The sequence below is a fragment of the Deinococcus sp. KSM4-11 genome (genome assembly GCF_004801415.1).
GTDB lineage: Bacteria > Deinococcota > Deinococci > Deinococcales > Deinococcaceae > Deinococcus.
On the sequence record NZ_SSNX01000002.1, the window covers coordinates 48,545 to 68,735 of the forward strand.

At 67.1% G+C, this 20,191-nt stretch carries 15 protein-coding genes; 14 read left to right on the plus strand and 1 reads right to left on the minus strand.

The window, feature by feature from the left end; translation table 11 throughout:
* Positions 1-231 precede the first annotated feature (231 nt).
* The 7 genes from E7T09_RS07430 (at position 232) to E7T09_RS07460 (ending at position 11,801) form a co-directional block, all read left to right on the plus strand.
* A complete protein-coding gene (locus tag E7T09_RS07430; RefSeq protein ID WP_136388564.1) occupies positions 232-3,063 on the plus strand; it encodes a BTAD domain-containing putative transcriptional regulator in 2,832 nt (943 codons plus the stop codon).
* A 313-nt stretch (positions 3,064-3,376) separates the two neighbouring features.
* Entirely contained in the window at positions 3,377-5,263 is a 1,887-nt protein-coding gene (locus tag E7T09_RS07435) for a thiol-activated cytolysin family protein (protein ID WP_168734749.1), read from the plus strand.
* A gap of 674 nt (positions 5,264-5,937) precedes the next feature.
* Entirely contained in the window at positions 5,938-6,954 is a 1,017-nt protein-coding gene (locus E7T09_RS07440; protein WP_136388566.1) for a LacI family DNA-binding transcriptional regulator, read from the plus strand.
* 18 nt (positions 6,955-6,972) lie between these two features.
* On the plus strand, positions 6,973-7,905 hold the full coding sequence (locus E7T09_RS07445) for a carbohydrate ABC transporter permease (protein ID WP_240741671.1): 933 nt from the start codon (positions 6,973-6,975) through the stop codon (positions 7,903-7,905).
* Positions 7,906-7,962: 57 nt separating this feature from the next.
* A complete protein-coding gene (locus tag E7T09_RS07450) occupies positions 7,963-8,886 on the plus strand; it encodes a carbohydrate ABC transporter permease (protein WP_136388567.1) in 924 nt (307 codons plus the stop codon).
* 158 nt (positions 8,887-9,044) lie between these two features.
* Positions 9,045-10,364: a sugar ABC transporter substrate-binding protein gene (locus E7T09_RS07455; RefSeq protein WP_136388568.1), complete on the plus strand. Its 1,320-nt coding sequence runs from the start codon at positions 9,045-9,047 to the stop codon at positions 10,362-10,364.
* 84 nt (positions 10,365-10,448) lie between these two features.
* Positions 10,449-11,801 (plus strand): alpha-glucosidase/alpha-galactosidase, encoded by a 1,353-nt coding sequence (locus E7T09_RS07460; protein WP_136388569.1) that lies wholly within the window; start codon positions 10,449-10,451, stop codon positions 11,799-11,801.
* 472 nt (positions 11,802-12,273) lie between these two features.
* On the opposite strand, the gene E7T09_RS21865 is transcribed toward E7T09_RS07460, so the two are convergent.
* Positions 12,274-12,444 carry a hypothetical protein gene (locus E7T09_RS21865; RefSeq protein WP_168734750.1) on the minus strand — a complete coding sequence of 57 codons (171 nt, stop codon included), beginning with the start codon at positions 12,442-12,444 and terminating at the stop codon, positions 12,274-12,276.
* A 282-nt stretch (positions 12,445-12,726) separates the two neighbouring features.
* Here E7T09_RS21865 and E7T09_RS07465 point away from each other — a divergent pair, with 282 nt between their 5' ends.
* The 7 genes from E7T09_RS07465 (at position 12,727) to E7T09_RS07495 (ending at position 20,185) form a co-directional block, all read left to right on the plus strand.
* Complete coding sequence (locus E7T09_RS07465) at positions 12,727-13,449, plus strand: FadR/GntR family transcriptional regulator (protein WP_136388570.1); 723 nt, start codon at positions 12,727-12,729, stop codon at positions 13,447-13,449.
* Positions 13,442-14,920: an ABC transporter substrate-binding protein gene (locus E7T09_RS07470; RefSeq protein ID WP_136388571.1), complete on the plus strand. Its 1,479-nt coding sequence runs from the start codon at positions 13,442-13,444 to the stop codon at positions 14,918-14,920. The genes E7T09_RS07465 and E7T09_RS07470 overlap by 8 nt, the downstream gene beginning before the upstream one ends.
* Positions 14,921-14,942: 22 nt before the next feature.
* Positions 14,943-15,887: an ABC transporter permease gene (locus E7T09_RS07475; RefSeq protein ID WP_136388572.1), complete on the plus strand. Its 945-nt coding sequence runs from the start codon at positions 14,943-14,945 to the stop codon at positions 15,885-15,887.
* Entirely contained in the window at positions 15,884-16,762 is an 879-nt protein-coding gene (locus E7T09_RS07480) for an ABC transporter permease (RefSeq protein WP_136388573.1), read from the plus strand. Before E7T09_RS07475 ends, E7T09_RS07480 begins: the two co-directional genes overlap by 4 nt.
* 63 nt (positions 16,763-16,825) lie before the next feature.
* On the plus strand, positions 16,826-18,364 hold the full coding sequence (locus E7T09_RS07485; RefSeq protein WP_136388984.1) for a gamma-glutamyltransferase family protein: 1,539 nt from the start codon (positions 16,826-16,828) through the stop codon (positions 18,362-18,364).
* Between the two features lie 32 nt (positions 18,365-18,396).
* A complete protein-coding gene (locus E7T09_RS07490) occupies positions 18,397-19,254 on the plus strand; it encodes an ABC transporter permease (protein WP_240741672.1) in 858 nt (285 codons plus the stop codon).
* 10 nt (positions 19,255-19,264) lie between these two features.
* Positions 19,265-20,185: an ABC transporter permease gene (locus E7T09_RS07495; protein WP_136388575.1), complete on the plus strand. Its 921-nt coding sequence runs from the start codon at positions 19,265-19,267 to the stop codon at positions 20,183-20,185.
* The last annotated feature ends 6 nt before the right edge of the window (positions 20,186-20,191 follow it).

Genomic DNA, 20,191 nt, shown 5'->3' on the forward strand with positions numbered 1-20,191 from the left:
TGCCAAGGAGGCGTCTGAACCCTGGGAACCTGCCTCCGGGACGCGTCACCTGTGCTGCCCCTCCTGCGCGGCATCGCCACCGAAATCAGGCCTTGCCCTGCTGTCGAGCTGCCGCCACGCGGGCTGGAGAGGCTAGACTGCGGGCATTCCAGACAGTGGCGAGGCAATGTGGACGAGGCTCAGCAACCATTCCCTATTTCAGTGCGTCTTCTCGGGGCGCCGGAAGCTGTGGTGAACGGGACGGTCGACGCGCTGCCCGCCGACACGTCCCTGTGGATGCTCAGTCTGCTGGCCAGCACGGCACAGCCGTTGTCGCGCCTGGAGCTCCTCGACTTCCTGTATCCCGAGGTCGACGAAGGAGTCGGCCGCAACCGACTGCGCCAGATGCTCCACCGCGTGCGCAGTCGCCCGTGGGGCGCGGCCGTGGCCGCCACCTCCGCTGACGTGCAGTGGAGCGCGCCCAGCGACGTCCGCACGTTCCGGGACGCCTGCCTGGCCGGGCGATGGCACGAGGCGCTGACCGCGTACCGAGCGCCCCTGCTCGCTCACCTGCGCCCCACGGATCTGCCTGCGTTCGAAGCCTGGCTCGACTCGGAGCGGGATGACCTGCAGCAGCTCTGGATCGATGCGGCCCTGAGTCACGCGGAGGAGCTTGAACACAGCGGTCAGCCGGGCGAGGCCCGAACCTGGCTCGAGCAGGTCATGCTGGTCAGTCCCTACCATGAGGAGGCTGTCCAGGCCAGCCTGCGCTGCGCGGCGCGCCTGGGCGACGTGCAGGGCGCCGCGGCCGTGTATGACCGCTTCCGTACCCAGTTGCGCCGGGAATTGGGCGTGGTTCCAGCCGAGGCCACGACCGCGCTGTATGGGGCCATTCATTCCGGACGGCGGTCCGGCGTGGACACCGCGGGATTCGGGGCCGGTCGTGCGCCCATCATCGGCCGGCAGGACGAGCTGGACAGCCTGCTGGCCCGGCTGGCGGATCCAGCGACCCGACTGCTCACGTTGAGCGGGCCGGGAGGGGCCGGCAAAACGCGGCTCGCGCTGGAGGTGTTGCGCCGGAGCGAGCCGAGACCGGCCGGCCTGCACTTCGTGGCGCTGGAGGCCGCCGGCTCGCTGGAGGCAGTCATCTCAGCGCTTGCCACCACCCTGGGCCTGGCGGCCGGGGGCGCCGAGGCCCCGGAACGGCAGGTGCTGGCCGCGTTGCAGGCGGGTGCGTCACTGGTGGTGCTGGACAACCTCGAGCACCTGCTGGGCGGGGAGACGCGTGAAGAGCTGCTGGCCTTCATGACCCGCCTGTTGGCCGCCGCTCCGGGCCTGCAGCTGGTGGCGACGTCCCGCATCCGTCTCGGACTGCAAGAGGAATGGCTGACGCCGGTGGACGGACTCGACCTGCCCGCCACCCCGACCCTGGACGGAGCCGCGCACTCCAGCGCGATCCGCTTGTTCCTGGAGCGCGCCCGCCGCGTACAGCCGGATCTGGCCCTCACCCCGCAGTCCCTGGCTGCCCTGGTGACGGTGGTCGAGCAGACGGGGGGACTGCCCCTGGCACTGGAGCTGACCGCCGGGTGGCTGGGAACCCTCTCGCTCCAGGACGTGGCCCGTGAACTGCAGCTGGGCCTGGAGGGTCTCGGCAGTGACAGTCCGGACCGGCCGTCCCGGCACCGCAGCCTGCAGGCCGCCTTCGATCATTCCTGGGCCCTGCTGCCGCCCGGCGCGCAGGTGGCCCTCGCCCGCCTGTCGGTGTGCCGGGGAGGCTTCGATCTGGGTGCCGCCCGCTCTGTGGGCGGCACCACGCTGCCGACGCTGCTGCTGCTCGGCGACCATTCACTGCTCACCCGTGACCGCAGCGGACGGTACGCCCTGCACGCGGTGATCCGGGAGTTCGCGTTCGCGCGGCTGCTCGCCCGTCCAGACGAGCTGGCGGTCGCCCGCACCGCACATGCCGGGTACTACGCTGCGCTCGCCCGTGACGCGGCGCCGCAGCTGCACGGCCCTGACCAGCAGCAGTGGCTGTCGGAGCTGCAGCTTGAGCACGACAACCTGCGCGCCGCCCTTTCCCACCTCGTCGCCCACGGTGATGCGTCTGGCGCGCAGACTCTGGCCACAGATCTGTACTGGTTCTGGTATGTGCGCGGCCACCACCTTGAGGGCGCCGCACACCTGGAAGCGGCCCTGGCCCTGCCCGGCGCCTCGACATTGGAACGGGCGCGTGCCCACAATGCGGCCGGTTCCCTCGCGCGTGACCTGGGACACTACGACGCCGCGCATGCTCACCTTGACGAGGCGCTGTCGCTCGCCCGCGCGCAGCACGTGCCGGCCCTGGAGGCACAGGCCCTGCATGGCCTGGCGCTTCTGGATCGGGAGCTCGGGCACCTGGACGCCGCACGCGAGAAATTCCGGATCGCTGAGGCCCTTCAGCGTCCCGCACAGGACCTCTGGGGACTGGCCAGTACCCTCAATGATCTCGGGATCGTCTGGGCCTTGCAGGGCGACGCGGCGCAGGCGGGCACGCTCTTCGAGGAGAGCCTGGAACTCAAGCGGCGCATCGGCGACCGGCAGGGCGTGGCGTACGCTCTGGCGAACCTGGGCAACATGGCCAGCACCAGCAGTGAGTTTCAGCGTCTGACCGAACAGAGTCTGGTCATCAAACGCGAGCTCGGTGATCGCCAGGGCATCGCCAACTCGCTGTTCAACCTGGCCGATCTGCACGTCAATGCCGGAGCGTTGCCGCTGGCCCGCGCTCAGCTTACGGAAGCGCTGGAGGTGTACGCCCAGATCGGCCGGCACCGCGGCACGGCCGCCGCCCTGATGGAATTTGCCAAGCTCAACGCGGCCGAGGGCGATGCCCGGACGTGCCTGATCCTGGCCGGCGCGGCGGACGCGCTCGCGCGGGCCGCCGGCGTGCAGGTTCAGGGCGTCGACATCACTGACGTGATTCGTCATGCCCGGCTTACCTGCGGTGCGGAGGCCGATCAGCTGTACCTGCAGGGTCAGCTGTTGTCGCTGACTGCGGCCGTCCAGCGGGCGATCACGCTGCCAGAGACGACCGTCACGGCCACGTAACGGCAGCTAACGGCTCCCTTCTACGCTCTCCTCACCTCGAGATCCACGCGGCAAATACGCCCGGATTCAGGTGAGGAGCGCGACCGATGACTATTCCAGCGATCCCCACGGCCTTTCCACTGGACTTCACTCCGGGGCTTTCACCGGGCCGCATCCGGTGCCACGTCCTGTACACCACCGGCGTGCAGGCCTGGTATCCGCCGCCTGGGCATGAGCACCCGACACCGTCATGGCGCCGCACCCGGAGCGAACCGCGCTGAGCCCGCCTCCTGTCCTTCCGCCGTCCCCACCGTTCTCACCCTGGAGGTTTGCCATGCGTTCCCCGATTCCGTCCCGTTACCTGCTGATCCTGTCCCTGCCCCTGCTGATCGCCGCCTGTGGTTCGGGGAGCACGCCCTCGGGTCAGACGCTGTCCGATCCGCTCAACTTCGCGGCGACGGCCGCTCCCACGACGGTCAACCTCCACTGGGACGCCGTGGCCGGCGCCTCCTCCTACACCCTGGAACGCAAAACGAACACCGCCGCGTACGCGATGGTCACCTCGCTCGACGCCACTACCCAGAATTACGCCGATACCGGTGTGATCGCCAGCACCGCTTACACGTACCGGCTGAAGGCGGTGGGCGGGGCGGGGACCACTCCCAGTCCCGGCGCCACGATCACCGTGACCACGCCCTCCGCGCCCAACCCCAACGCGGACGCCATCAATGCGTACACCAGCAGCCTGCCGTCCTGGTCTGCGTTCTCACCGCCCATCGCTGACAAGGACGAGGCCGCCGGAGCGCCCGTCCCCTCGGTCATCGGTGAGGGGGGCGTCACCTACGACTGCACCACCACGCCCTACGGTCTGGCCCGAACGCCCGAAAAGGTCGTGACCTTCCAGCCGGACGCCTCGGTCTTCTGGCCCGGCGTGCTGCTGCAGGGCAGGGGCTACGCCGATGGACTCGGTTCCCTCAAGGAACTGCCCATCCGGCAGCGGGCGCCGCTGGCCGTGTCGATCGATCTGCTCGGCAACGACAACGCCCGGACGGTGGACAATCCCACCCTGCAGACCGTGACGCAGGCCATCGGTCAGCTCATCGCCTCGGCCAAGGCCGAGGGCGTCGCGCCCGGCACCAGCATCGACTACCAGAAGCAGGAAACGAACTCCAGCAACGAGGTCGCGCTGCATCTGGGCCTCTCCGCGCGCTACATGCCCCTGACGGTCAAGGCGACGCTGGACGTCAACCGCAAGGCCAACGAAACGACCATCACCGCGAACTTCGTCGAGAAGGCCTTCACGGTGTCGGTCGTGCCGCCGCAGACCCCGGCGGGGTTCTTCAGTGCCGAGTTCACGCCGGCCCTGCTGGACGAGCAGAAGGCCCTGGGGACGGTCGGGCCGAACAACCTGCCCACCTACGTGTCCAGCATCACGTATGGGCGCATTCTGCTGTTCAGCTTCACGGCGTCCGGTTCGGAGCAGGAGATCAAGGGCACCCTGGACGCCCTGTACGAGTCCGCCAACACGGGCGCCTCGGTGGAACTCAGCGCGGCGCAAAAGCAGCTGCTGTCCACGGCATCGATCAAGGTGACGACGGTGGGCGGGGATTCCAGCAACGCCCTGGCGTTGATCCGCAGTGGGAACATCAGCGACTACTTTGCGAACACCAATGCCCTGGAGACGTACAAGCCCATCTCGTACGAGGTGCGGAACCTCGGGGATGGAAGCATCGCCAAGGTCAGCGAGACCACCAGTTACAACATCCGCCAGTGCACCGCCCGGCCCAAAGTGCCGGTGAAGACCGGCGAGGAAGTCCAGATCACCCTCGACCGCATCAACGTGAACGACGCGGGAGACGGCAGCGCTGAAAACGGAGAGGTCTACGGTGAAGTGAAATTGGACGGCAACGCCGCCTGGTCTGCCAATCGCGACAATGCGGTCTCTGTCGGGAACGGTGAAGTGATCAATATGAACGGTACAAACGCCTTGAAGAAGGAAGCCGACCTGGGAAGCAGCGTCTCCTTCAACATCACGGGCTACTTCAAGGACGCTGACTCCGGCCTGCGCGGCGGTGACGATGACCTGGGGAGCTTTGATACCAACGTCACGGTGCCGGTTCCCATGAGTTCCGGGCAATACACCACGACCATCGATGACTCGACCGGATCCATGACGCTGGTGTACACCGTGAAGAAGACCAAGGATCTGATGACCCCCTGACAGCCAGTGCGCAGTGGCGTGCGGGTGGCCAGAGCGGCATCAGGGTGTAAGGTTCCCTGATGCCGCTCTTGAGTTGATTCCGAGGCGGTGGGGACCGTCAGCCCGTGGAGCGATAAGAGGCTAGCCGCCCCACCCTTACCCGAATGTGCTGGCTAAGTTGGCCGGAGAGCAGTTTAATCTAGGAATGGATATGAAACTGCGCCCATCTGTTCGGCTTGCCGTATGAAGGCTTATGAGGGCTTTCAAGCAGTCTGTGTTGAATTGCTTGTACGTGGAGTCGAGTATTACTCGGATCATCATCTGTTACGTTCAGAGATGGGTAGTTCAGAGATGGGTCGATTACATACCATGCATTGGATATGAGCTCTTTCAAGCGCCGACCTCTTCTCTGCCCTACCCCTGTTCTCCGTTTATACAACGGAGCAGATGCATGTGCCTAAGCTTGCGAATAAACATTGTGGTGGATTGGCTTAGTAAGCGGCGCTGAATGTGGGGTGTGTGGTGAAGCCAACCAGAGATGAGGCCGCTCGACACCGACGTTCATATCCAGTCTTCGATAATAATCGCTCTACCGAGCACAATTTTTCGCACTCTTGACAGTCCTGCAGCTTTATGGTTCTATATTTTTGAACGTTCAAATCCACATCGGTTCTTCATTCCAGCAGGGGGTGAACATGACCCGCGTCACGTTGAAAGAAGTGGCCACACACGCCGGTGTGTCGCATCAGACGGTCTCGAATGTCCTGAACAACCACCCGTCCATCCGTCCCCAGACGAGAGCCAGGGTTCTCTCCTCTATCGAGGCCCTCGACTACCACCCGAACCAGGCCGCCAAGGCCCTGCGCGAGGCCCGCGTGACCACCCTCTGCTGCGCCTTCTACGGGCATGATCCGGAGAACTTCACCGATCCCTACCGCAACCTCGTGCAGTCGGCATTCATCGCCGAAGCGCAGGCCAACGGGTACAGCGTGACCACCGAATTCATCACCCATGGGCCAGACGAAAGCACTCTGCCCTCACTCGACGGCCTGCGCCAGCGCTTCATGCAGCGGCAGTTCGGCGGCGTCGTGATCGTCGGCACGACCCTCACCCCCGAGCAGTACCAGGTCATGGCCGCCTGGAAACTCCCGATCGTGCTGTTCGACCACCACCACCCCGGCACCAGCGCCACGTGGATCAGCGCCGACTACGAACGCGGCATGGAACTGCTGGTCGACCACCACGTCACGCAGGGACGCACACGCCTCACCCTGATCCTGCCGCACGACGACTCGGGCAGCACATCCATCGGTCGGCGGATCGGCTTCGAGCGCGCCTGCGCCAGGGCCGGTGTCGAGGCGGCCATCGTGCAGGGTGACTGGTCCTACGAATCCGGGTATCAGGCCATGCGCACGCTCTGGGTCGACGGCCAGCGGCCCGACGCGGTGCTGGCGGGCAACGACCGGATGGCGGCCGGCGCCATGCGTGCGGCCCACGACCTTGCCCTGAACGTTCCTGACGACGTGGCCGTCAGTGGTTTCGACGATTTCGAATTCGCGCTTTACACCACGCCCAGCCTGACCACCATCCACATTCCGCACGGTGACATGGCCCGCCAGGCGGTGCGCGCCCTCCTGGCCCTCCTGGACGGCAACGAACTCCCCGAGTCGCGGGTCTTCCCGCTTTCACTGGTCGTCCGTGAGTCGGCCTGACGTTCCGGAGGTACATCTATGACCGTCCAGTCCGAACCCATGTCCGTGCCGATGGCCGTCACCGGCACCCGCAAGACCCGCCGGGGCAGCCAGGAAGCCATGATCGGCTACCTCTTCATCCTGCCCGCCATCATCGGCTTCGTCCTGTTCTACCTGTACCCCGCCATCCGCGGCTTCACCATCAGTTTCACCGACTGGAACCTGCTCAGTCCGCCCAAGAGCGTCGGCCTGGAGAATTACAACACGGCCCTGCACGACCCCAAATTCTGGTCGGCCCTGGCCATCACCTTCAAGTACGTGCTGTGGAACATCCCGATCCAGACCATCCTCTCGATCCTGCTCGCCATCGCCATGGATCGGCTGGTCAAGAGCATGTTCATCAAGGGTCTGCTGATCGTCCCGTACCTGCTGTCCAGCGTGCTGGTCGCGTTGATCTTCCTGTGGCTGCTCGATCCGCTCCTCGGCATCGTCAACATCTGGCTGTCCCACACGTTCATCGGCAAGCAGGCCTTCTTCGCCTCGGAATCCCAGGCCATCCCCACCATTGCCATGGTGAACATCTGGAAGTACACGGGCTTCAACGCACTGCTGTTCTATGCCGGGCTGCAGGCCATTCCCCGCACGGTCTACGAAGCAGCCGCCATCGACGGCTCACAGGAGTGGACAACCTTCTGGAAGATCACCATGCCCCTGCTGCGCCCCGTCACGGTCTTCGTCCTCGTCACGTCGGTCATCGGCTCCTTCCAGATCTTCGACACCATCGCGGTGGCCACCCAGGGCGGCCCGGCGGACGCGACCAAGGTACTCGTCTACTACATCTACCAGAACGCGTTTTCCTTCTTCAAGATGGGCTACGCCACCGCCATGAGCATGCTGCTCTTCGCCCTGCTGGTCGCCTTCACCCTGGTGCAGATGCGACTGCTGCGCGCCAACGAATCCGACCTCGAGTGATCGCCCGAGTGCCGTCGTGCGTCCTACACGACACGCCAGGAGTACGAAGGAGCTGACATGACCATCGCCGCCCCACCCACCAGCACGCTCTCCGACCGCCCCAAGAAACCCGTCTCGATCGGCCGCATCATCGCCTGGGCCCTGCTGCTGCTGATGGTCGTGATCTCGATCTTCCCGGTCGTGATCGTCCTCAAGACCGCGCTGACCAGCAACAAGGACATCTTCACGGAATCCGCGCGGCTATGGCCCAGCCACCCCACCATGATCAACTTCCAGCGCGTCCTGGGGCTGGTCTCCCCCGAGGTCGCGCAGGCGGCCGGCGGCTCCGGCAGCACCATCAGCTTCGCCGCCGCCACCAAGAACAGCGTGATCTTCACCCTCCTGATCGTCGTCGGGCAGACCTTCTTCTGCGCCATGGCCGCATACTCGTTCGCGCGGCTGAAGTTCCCCGGACGCGACTTCATCTTCACGCTCTTCCTGATCGCCCTGATGATCCCCGGCATCGTCCTGTTCATTCCCAACTTCATCACCATCAAGAACCTGGGCTGGCTGAACACCATGCCGGGCATGGTCGCCCCGTTCATCCTGATGTCGCCCTTCGGCGTGTTCTTCCTGCGCCAGTTCTTCCTCTCGCTGCCCCGCGAGACCGAGGAGGCGGCCCTGATCGACGGCGCGAGCGTCTTCACCATCTTCTTCCGCATCACCCTGCCCATGGCCCAGGGGCCGCTGATCACGCTGGCAATCCTGACGACCATCGGCATGTGGAACGAGTTCTTCTGGCCCTTCCTGATCGCCAAGGATGACCACCTGTTCACGCTCCCGGTGGCGTTGCAGACCTTCCGAACCCAGACGCCCCAGGGCTCGCCGGACTGGTCTGGGCTGATGGCCGGCACCTTCATCGCCACCGTTCCCGTGTTCATCCTGCTCATCGCGCTGGGCCGGCGGGTCGTCGAGTCCCTCGCCTTCAGCGGCTCCAAGTAACCCGGCCTCCTGCTCTCACCCCCCGCTGCGACCACCCGGATCGTTCCCGCCTTCTTCCGAGGTACCACCGTGACCGACGCGATTCCTCCACCCCTGTCCACTGCGTGCAGTTCCAGGTCTGCTTCGGCCCTCCGCCCCCATTCGCCCAGGAGTCACCCATGAAGAAAATCGCCACGCTCACCGCCGCCCTCACCGTTCTCGCCGGCCCCATCGCCAGCGCCGCCCAGGCCGCCACGACCCTGCAATACTGGCTGTGGGACAGCAACCAGCAACCCGCGTACCAGAGCTGCGCGACCGCCTTCACCAAGGCCAACCCGGACATCACCATCAAGATCACGCAGAAGGGCTGGAATGACTACTGGACCGGCATCACGACCGGCTTCGTGTCGGGCACCGCGCCGGACGTGTTCACGGATCACCTCGCGTACTTCCCGCAGTTCGCCGCCAACAACCAGCTCCTCGACCTGGCGCCGCTGATCGCCAAGGACAAGGTACCCACCAACATCTACTACCCGGGCCTGAAAGACCTGTGGGGCCGTGACGGCAAGCAGTACGGCCTGCCCAAGGACTGGGACACCGTGGCGATCTTCTACAACCAAGATCTGCTGGCCAAGGCGGGCATGAAGCCCAGCGACCTGGCCAACCTGACGTGGAATCCCAAGGACGGCGGCACCTTCCAGAGCACGATCGCCAAGCTGACCAAGGACAAGAGCGGCAACCTGGGCTCCGCGGCCAACTTCGACAAGAAGAACGTCGCGCAGTACGGCTACGAGACCGGCTACGGCGCCGGCTTCAACGGCCAGACCGAGTGGGCGTGGCTGGCCGCGACCACCGGCTGGAAGTACAACGACGGCCTGTACGCCAAGAAGTACTACTACGACGATCCCCGCTTCGCGCAGACCATCCAGTGGCTGGCCGACCTGAACCTCAAGCACGGCCTGATCCCCAGCTTCCAGGAAGTGCAGAGCGGCTCGGACTCGCTGTTCCGCGCCGGGAAGGTCGCCATGGTCACCAACGGCTCGTGGATGATCGGTGACTACACCGGCAAGCTGCCCTTCAAGGTCGGCGTGGCGCCGCTGCCCAAAGGCCCCAACGGCAAGCGCATGAGCATGTTCAACGGACTGGCCGACTCGATCTGGGTGGGCAGCAAGAACCAGGACGCCGCGTGGAAGTGGGTCAAGTTCCTCGCCAGCCCCGCGTGCCAGAACATCGTCGGGAATACGGGGGTGGTCTTCCCGGCCATCCCGGCCGCCGCCGCCATGTCACAGGCCAAGTCCAAGGCCAAGGGCGTGGACGTCGCCACCTTCATCAATCAGGCCAAGGCGCCCGGCGGCACCTTCTACTTCCCGATCACCGACCACATCTCGGAGGTGAACGACATCATGTCGAGCGCCATGCAGAACGTGTACCTGGGCAAGGCCCAGGCCTCCGACGTGCTGAAGGCCGCGAACGACAAGGTCAACGCGCTGTTCAAGTAAATATGAAGGGGGGTGGCCGCGCTGGCCACCCCCCAGTCTTGCCCTAAACTGTAGAACGATCAAATTTCACGCTGGAGGCTCACCATGACCACACCCAAGATCGCTTTCGTCGGTGCCGGCAGCACCGTCTTCGCCAAGAACCTGCTGGGCGACATTCTCAGCTTCGAGGAACTCGGCGGCGCCGAGATCCGCCTGTTCGACATCAACCAGGAACGACTCGACGTCACCGAGCAGGTCGCCCACCGCGTCGCGAAGACCGTGGGAGCCGCCCCCACCGTCAGTGCCACCACGGACCGTCAGCGGGCGCTGGACGGCGCGGACTTCGTCATCAACATGATCCAGGTGGGCGGCTACGAGCCCGCGACGGTCACGGACTTCGAGGTGCCCAAGCAGTACGGCCTGCGCCAGACCATCGCCGACACGCTCGGCATCGGCGGCATCATGCGGGCGCTGCGTACCGTTCCCGTGCTGGCCGACATGAGCCGCGACATGGAACGCCTGTGCCCGGACGCGCTGCACATGAACTACGTCAACCCCATGGCCATGAACATCTGGGGGCTGGCCCGCCTGTCCCCGCGCATCAAGACGGTGGGCCTGTGCCACTCGGTGCAGCACACCGCCGAGGAACTCGCCAAGGATCTGGGCATTCCGGTCGGGGAGATCGACTACCTGTGCGCCGGGATCAACCACATGGCCTTCTACCTCAAATTCGAGCACCAGGGTCAGGATCTCTACCCGCGCCTGATGGAACTCGCGGAGTCCGGCCAGGTGCCCGAATGGAACCGCGTGCGCTACGAGATGCTGCGCCGCCTCGGGTACTTCGTGACCGAAAGCAGCGAGCACTTCAGCGAGTACGTGCCGTACTTCATCAAGCGCGGCCGGGACGACCTGATCGAGAAGTTCAACGTGCCCCTCGACGAGTACCCGCGCCGCTGCGTGTCGCAGCTCGGCGGCTGGCAGGACCTGCGCACCAAACTCCAGGATCCGAACGAGCCGCTGGAAGTCAAACGGTCGGTCGAATACGGTTCGCTGATCATCCACTCGATGGTCACCGGCCAGCCGCGCGTCGTGTACGGCAACGTCATGAACAGCCCGGTGCAGGCAGACGGTACCCCCGGCCACGGCAAGCTGATCAGCAACCTGCCGGACGAATGCAGTGTGGAGGTGCCGTGCCTGGTCGACCGCCAGGGCATCCAGCCCACCCGCATCGGCCGCATCCCGCCGCAGCTGGCTGGCCTGATGCAGACGAACATCAACGTGCAGGCCCTGACGGTCGAGGCGCTCGTCACCGGGAACCGCGAGCACATCTACCACGCGGCCATGCTCGACCCGCACACCAGTGCGGAACTGGATCTGGATCAGATCTGGGGCCTGACCACAGACCTGCTCGCCCAGCATGGCGACTTCATTCCTGAGGCACTCCAGGCCGCCGACTGAATACGGCGCACACTGGAGCCGCCCGGACATCTGCTGTCCGGGCGGCTCCAGGCTGTCGTGTCGAGGATCACGGGGCTCACCGGCCACGACCCCAGCCCACACCGGATCACCCGCCTCTACGCCTCTGGGCTCGATGGGAGATCACGGAACTGTGCTCATGACTGGTGGAGCAGGGCGGCCGTGGAACAGAGCCCACTGTTGTCGCGACCGACCCTCGTCGGACGGGCTGCAAACCGTCACGAGGCTTTGGTGCGTTGGCGCAATCTGATCTTGGACAGGCGTCACTTCACCGTCAACGAGGACGGCGTGACGCCTGCTGAACGCACAACGGGCGCGAGCTCCGAGCGGCAGTCGGCATGCCTGGGTAAAGGCCTTTGCCTGAGCTCACAGTTTGGGACAGCGGGATAACCCGTTGGTTCAGACGGTCAGGCCACCGTGAAACGTACCGGCGACGGGCGCAGCCAGACCCGGCTCAGGCCGGTCGTGGCGCGTGGGGCAGGTAGTGCGCGGCCATGTCTTTGAGGTAGCGCTCGGGAGCGGGATCGTCCCATTCCGTTTCCAGGCCGGTGCGGTGACGGGTGGGCAGCACCAGCAGGAGGACAGTGGCGGCCAGAACCAGAAGAATGGCGAACAGCAGAATCATGTGGAACTCCTCGGCATGGGATGTCAGGGAAATGTAGGTGGCAACGAAGAATCCCAGGTTGGGTTGTATGACTGTCACCAGGGATAGCACGCGTGGATGAGAATTGTCTATGGCTCCCTTGAATCGAAGGGGGAGCCCACTGTGCGGTGCCAGCAGGGCCTTGACGGCACAGGGCACCGGTTCACGCGTTGGCCTTTACAGGACGGTGCCGAGCGCGTACACTCCACGCCACCGAATTGGTCTGACCACCAGACCGTCAGGCCGGGGTGGTCGAGGAGGGAGATGACGGTACAGCCGGTCAAACGCCAGAAACTCACCGAAAGTGTGGCCGAGGAACTGCTGTCCCTGATCGTGCGGGGCGGGTTTCCACCTGGCCACCGACTCCCGGCCGAGCGCGTGCTGGCCGAGCAGATGGGCGTGTCGCGGGCCAGCGTGCGCGACGCCGTGGCCCGCCTGGAAGCGCTCGGGCACGTGGGCGTGCGACAGGGCGACGGCATCTACGTGCTGGCACCCAGCGCCGCCACGCTGTCACAGCCATTCCGGGGTCTGCTGACCCGCCTGCCCCAGACGGCGCGTGACCTGCTGGAGTTCCGCCGCATGCTGGAACCCGAGGTCGCGGCCCTGGCCGCCCAGCGCGTGACTGACACGCAGGAGGACGACCTGTGGATCAGCGTGGACGCGCAGGTGGGCGCGGCCCGCCGTGGCATCAAACTCGTCGCCGAAGACCTGCACTTTCACGCCCTGATCGCCCGGATCGCCGGGAACGGTGTGGTCACCCTGGTGCTCGACACCCTGCAGGAGCTGCTGCACGACCTGCGGCAACGCGACCTGCCCGGCGACCTGCCGGACCTCACCATTCGAGATCACCGCGCCGTCGTGCAGGCCATCGCGAGCCGCGACCCGGTGGCCGCACACGCGGCCATGGCCGCCCACCTCGACACGGTGATCCAGACCGCCAGCGCCGCCCTGAGCTTTTCCCCCGATGGAGGATCCGCGCATGATTAACACCAGCGTTTTCGCCGGCACCGCCCTGCTCACCCTGTGCCTGCTGGGCAGCGCCCATGCCCAGACAGTCACCGTCGGACTGGACGCCGATCCGCCCCGGCTCGACCCGGCGCTGTCCACCGCCCTGGTCGACCGGCAGGTCATGAACCAGATCTTCGACAAACTGGTGGATCTGGACGAGAACCTGAAGATCGTGCCGCGGATCGCCACGTCCTGGAAGATCACGAACGGCGGCCTGACCTACACCTTCAAGATCCGCAGCGGCGTGAAGTTCCACGACGGCACACCCCTCGACGCCGAGGCCGTCCGGTATTCCATCGACCGGGCCATGACGCTCGAGGGCAGCGCCCGCAAGGGGGAGCTCAAGAGCGTGAAGGAGGTCAAGGTCCTCGACCCGACCACCGTGCAGCTCACGCTGTCACAGCCGTACGGGCCGCTGCTGGCCGTCCTGACGGACCGCGCCGGCATGATCGTGTCGCCCACCGCCGCGAAGAAAGCCGGGGCCGACTTCCTGAATGATCCCATCGGCAGCGGGCCGTTCACCTTCGAGTCCCGCAAGCGGCAGGACAACGTGACGCTCGCGGCCAACAAGGCGTATTGGGGCGGCACGCCGAAGATCGACAAGCTGGTCTACCGGCCCTTCCCGGACGGCGACGTGCGCTACGCGAACCTGCTCTCCGGCGCGGTGCAGGCCATCACGCCGATCGATCCCAAGGACATCGGCAAGCTCCAGGCGAACAGCAAGTTCAAGGTGCTGAACTACGCCGGGCTGGGCTTCCAGGGCATCTGGTTCAACACGACCCGCGCGCCCTTCAACAACAAGGCCTTCCGGCAGGCGGTCGCCGCGACCATCGACCGCGCCGCGATCGCCAAGGCGATCTTCTACGACACCGTGGATCCGGCCGCCGGCCCCTTCCCGCCCGGCACGCCGGCCTACTCCCCGGCGATCAAGGTGGCGGCGCCGAACATTCCGCTGGCCAGGAGCAAACTGGGCGGCAAACCCCTGACCTTTACCCTGCTGACGTCGCCGGGCAGCGTGACCACGCAGCTCGCGCAGCTGTACCAGGCGATGTTCGCTCAGGCCGGCATCAACGCGAAGATCGAGCTGGTCGAGTTTGGCACGCTGCTCGACCGCGCCGACAAACGCAATTACGACGCCCTGATGCTCGGCTGGAGCGGTCGCCCCGATCCCGACGGCAACATCTTCGACTTCTTCACCACGGGCGGCGTGAATAACCAGGCGGGGTACAGCAACCCCACCATCGATTCCCTGCTTGGCAAAGCCCGCGCTCAGAACGCGATGTCCGCCCGCGTCGCCACGTACAACGTCGCGCTGGGGACGATCCTGAACGACGCGCCGTACGTCTTCGTGTACTTCCAGAAGAACCTGGTGGGTACCGCCGCCGGTCTCACGGGCCTGAAGCCCATCCCGGACGGCATCCTGCGCTTCGCCGACGTCGACCTGAAGTGACCTGGCTGCCCGGAGGTGAACCTTGCTCGTCTTCGCTCTGCGCCGGCTGATGTCGGCGATACCCACACTCCTGATCGTGACGCTGGTCGTGTTCGCGATGGTCAAGCTGCTCCCCGGCGACCCGGCCCGGCTGATCCTCGGGCAGGAGGCCACGCCGCAGGCCCTGACGGAACTGCGGCGCTCCCTGGGCCTCGACCGGCCCCTGCCCGCGCAGTATGTCTCGTGGCTGGGCGACATCCTGCACCTGGATTTCGGCCGGAGCCTGCAGGATCACACGCCGGTGGGCGCATTGATCGCAGGAAAGTTGCCGGTGACCATCGAGCTCGCGGCCTTCTCGATGCTGATCGCGCTGGTGATCTCCGTTCCGGCCGGGGTGCTCAGCGCGCTGCGGAAGAACACCTGGATCGACCAGGTCATGACCCTGTTCGCGCTCTCGGGAATCAGCCTGCCGAATTTCTTCCTGGGCATCCTGCTGATCTACCTGTTCAGCATCAAGCTGGCGTGGATTCCGGCCAGCGGGTACACGGACTTTCTGGAGAATCCGGGCCGCAACGTGCTGCTGCTGCTGCTCCCGGCCTTCACCCTCGGCACGTACTCGGCGGCGGTGCTGACCCGCTACCTGCGTGCCAGCCTGAGCGAGACGCTGACGCAGGATTACGTCCGCACGGCGCACGCCAAGGGCCTGCCGGGCGGGCAGGTCACGCTGCGGCACGCGCTGCGCAACGCCCTGATTCCGTTCATGACCGTCTTCGGTCTGCAACTCGGCGGGCTGCTGGGCGGCGCGGTCATCACCGAGCAGATCTTCAGCATTCCCGGCTTCGGGCGGCTGCTGGTGGACGCCGTGTTCACCCGTGACCTGCCCGTGATCCAGGCGATGGTGCTGGTCTCGGCGGTCGCGGTGTTCGCCGTGAACTTCCTGGTCGATCTGGGCTATGCGGCGGCCGATCCGCGGATCCGGTACGCATGACGGTCACAGCGCCCGTCTCTCCCCCCCGCCCGCCCCGCCGGCTGAGTGCCCCCCTGCGCCGCTTCCTGCGCCACAAGCTTGCGGTGGCCGGCGTGATCGTGCTGGTCGTGTTCGTCCTGGCGGCCATCCTCGCACCGTGGATCGCGCCGGACGATCCCAGCCGGATCTTCTTCACCGAGATGCGCGCCGCGCCCGGCGGCCCGCACGCCTTCGGCACGGATGAACTGGGCCGCGACATCCTGACCCGCGTGATCTACGGCGCGCGGGTCTCCCTGAGCGCCGGACTGGGCTCGGTGGTCGCGGCGATGCTCGCGGGCACCGGACTGGGCCTGATCGCCGGGTACGCCGGCGGCTGGCTCGACAACGTGATCATGCGGCTGGTCGATGCCCTGCTGGCCCTGCCGTTCCTGGTCCTGGCCATCGCGCTGGCAGCCATCCTGGGGCCGAGCCTGCAGAACACCATGATCGCCATTGCCATCGTCAGTGCCCCCGCGTTCGCCCGCGTGACGCGGGGTGAAGTGCTCGCGCAGCGTGAGCGCGAGTACGTGCAGGCCGCCCAGGCCCTCGGGGCGCGGGACGGCCGGCTGATCCTGCGGCACCTGCTGCCGAACATCAGCGGGGCCCTGACCGTGCAGACCTCGCTGGCCGTCGCCACGGCGATCCTCGCGGAGTCCAGCCTGAGCTTCCTGGGCCTGGGCGTGCAACCCCCCCAGCCCAGTTGGGGATCGATGCTCAACGCGGCGCGCGGGTACCTGGCCGAGGCCCCGTGGATGGCCGTGTTTCCCGGCGCGGCCATCTTCCTGGCGGTCCTCGCCTTCAACCTGGTCGGCGACGGTCTGCGCGAGGCGCTCGATCCGCGCGGCCGGGACGCCTGAGCACCGGAGGTTCCCTTGACATCACACCGCATCTCCCGACACCCCGTCCTGTCGCGCCGGGGCATGGTCGCCACCAGCCAGCCGCTCGCGGCGCAGGCGGGCCTGAGCCTGCTGCAGGCGGGAGGCAACGCCGTGGACGCCGCGATTGCCGCCGCCGCCGCGCTGACGGTCGTGGAACCGACCAGCAACGGGATCGGCAGCGACCTGTTCGCCCTGGTGCACATGGACGGCCAGCTGCATGGCCTGAACGCCTCCGGTCGGGCACCGGCGGCCCTCACCCTGGACGCGCTGCCGGATCGCACGCTTCCGTCGCACGGCTGGCTGCCCGTCACGGTGCCGGGCACGGTGCGCGGCTGGGCCGACCTGCACGCGCGCTTCGGGCGTCGGCCCTTCGAGGAGGTGCTCGCGCCCGCGATCCACTACGCCCGGCACGGGTATCCCCTGTCGCCCGTGCTGGCCGCGAACTGGCAGCGCGGCATCCAGATTCACCGCACGCGCCGCGGCCCGGAATTCGGGCCGTGGCTGGACACCTTCGCGCCGGACGGCTTCACGGCGCCGGTCGGAGCGCTGTGGGCCTCCGAGGCGCACGCGCGGACGCTGGAGGCCATCGCGGCCTCGCGGGGCGAGAGCTTCTATGCAGGCGCCCTGGCCGCGCAGATCGACGCCTTCGCACGGCAGACCGGTGGTCTCCTGACCGGCGATGACCTCGCCGCGCACGTGTCTGAGTGGGTCACTCCAATCCAGACCGCCTACCGGGGCCACCTGGTGCACGAGATTCCGCCGAACGGGCAGGGCATCGCGGCCCTGATCGCGCTCGGGATCCTGGACGGCGTGGAGCTGCCGGAGCACCGGGACGACGCGCGGGGCCTGCACGTGCAGATTGAGGCGATGAAACTGGCCTTCGCAGACGCCCTGCGCCACGTGGCCGATCCGCAGCACGTGCCGGTGCCGGTCGACGCGCTCCTCGACCCGGCGTACTTCGCGGCCCGGCGCGCATTGATCGGCGAGACGGCGCTGGAACCCGAACCCGGCGATCCGAACGCGCACGGCACCGTATACCTCGCGGCGGCCGACGGCGACGGCGGGCTGGTCAGCCTGATCCAGAGCAACTACATGGGCTTCGGCAGCGGCGTGGTCGTGCCCGGCACCGGCATCGCCCTGCACAACCGGGGCCATAATTTCAGCGTGGACGCCGCGCACCCGAATGTCCTCGCGCCGGGCAAACGGCCGTACCACACCATCATTCCCGGCTTCCTGTCGCGGGACGACGGCACGCCGCTGGGGCCGTTCGGGGTGATGGGCGGGTTCATGCAGCCGCAGGGGCACGTGCAGGTGGTGCTGAATACCCTACGCTACGGCATGAACCCCCAGCAGGCCCTGGACGCCCCGCGCTGGCAGTGGCTGGCAGGCAAGACGGTCGAGGTGGAACATGAACTCGGCGGGGCGGTGTCGCGGGCTTTGCAGGCGCGCGGGCACGACGTTCGCGTGCAGCTCAACCCGAATGCCTTCGGGCGCGGGCAGATCATCTGGCGTGACCCCGTGACCGGGGTGCTGACCGGCGGCAGCGAATCCCGCACGGACGGGCAGGTGGCCGCCTTCTGAGCGCCATCCAGCTTGATGCTCCTCAGCGCAGCGTGATCGCGCGGCTGCTGCCCCGGCGGCTGCGGCGCGACCGGGTGGCGATGCTGGGGCTGGGACTGGTGCTGCTGGTCGTGGCGTGCGCGCTCGGCGCTCCGTGGCTCGCGCCGCACGACCCCGCCTTCCAGTTCAGCGAGGGCCTCACGCTGGACGGAGCGCCCCGGCCGCCGGATCGTCAGTTCCTGCTCGGCACGGATCTGCTGGGCCGGGATGTGCTGTCCCGGCTGATCTGGGGCGCGCGGGCTTCTCTCGTGGTCGGCGTGGTCGCCAACGGGCTGGCCGTGGCCATCGGCGTGCTGGTCGGCGCGGCGGGCGGCTTCCTGGGCGGCTGGGCGGGCCGGGCGATCATGCGGTTCACGGACGTGATGATGGCCTTCCCGGTGCTGCTGCTGGCGATTGCGTTGACCGCCATCCTGAAGCCGTCGCTGTGGATCGTGGCGCTGGTGATCGCCCTGCTGAACTGGGTGGGCGTGGCGCGCGTCGCGTACGGACAGGTGGTGGCCCTGCGCGAGCGGGAGTTCGTGGAGGCGGCGCAGGCGCTCGGGGCCCGGCCAGGGCGGGTGCTGGCGCGGCACGTGCTGCCGCACCTGATCCCCACGGCGCTGGTGTGGGGCTCGCTGGGCCTGAGCACCACCGTGCTGCTGGAGGCGACCCTGTCGTTCCTGGGGGTCGGCGTGCAGCCGCCCACGCCGAGCTGGGGCGGGATCATCAACGAGTCGCAGAGCTACCTGACGACCGCGCCGTGGCTGGTGCTGTTTCCGGGACTGGCGATCCTGCTGACGTCGCTGGGCTTCAACCTGCTCGGCGAGGGCCTGCGGGACGCGCTTGATCCGACGCTGCGGGGCACGCCATGACGGAGGTTCCGTGCTGCGCTTCCTGACGGCCCGCGTGGGCCAGAGCGTGCTGGTGCTGCTGGTGGCGTCGCTGATCACCTTCAGCCTGGTGTTCCTGCTGCCCGCCGATCCGGCGCGGCTGGTGGCCGGGCCGAGCGCCAGCGTGGCGACCGTGAATTCGATCCGGCACGAGCTGGGTCTGGACCAGGGCTTTGTGGTGCAGTACGGGCGGTACCTGGGGCACCTCGTGCAGGGTGACCTGGGCCAGTCGTACAAGCAGCAGACGGGCGTGACGGCGCTGATCGGCTCGCGGATCGTGCCCACGCTGCAGCTGATGCTGGGCGCGGTGGCGCTGGAACTGCTGATCGGACTGCCGCTCGGGATCCTGGCGGCGCTCACGCGGGGGCGCTGGCCCGACCGGGTGGCCATGGTGTTCGCCTTCGTGGGCGTCTCGGCCCCGCAGTTCTGGCTGGCCCTGACGCTGGTGTACGTGCTCGCGTACGACCTGCGCATGTTCCCGCTGGGCGGCTACGGGGGCCTGTCACACCTGTTCCTGCCGGCGCTGACGCTCGGGATCGGTGGGGCCGGGTGGTACGCGCGGGTGATGCGCTCGAGCCTGCTGGACGTCCTGAGCCGCGACTACATCCGCACGGCGCGGGCCAAGGGGGTCAGCGCGCGCGGCGTGGTGCTCCGGCACGCGCTGCGCAACGCCGCGATGCCCATCATCTCCATGATCGGGCTGGACATCGGCACCTTCATGGGCGGCGTGGTCGTCGTGGAGAGCGTGTTCGGCTGGCCGGGCCTGGGCCGGCTGGTGTGGGACGCCATCCGCGTGGTGGACATCCCCGTGATCATGGGCGTGGTGATCTTCAGCGCCGCGCTGATCACGCTCGGGAACCTGCTGGCCGACGCCCTGCAACCCCTGATCGACCCGCGCACCCGCTTCGACTGAGTTCCG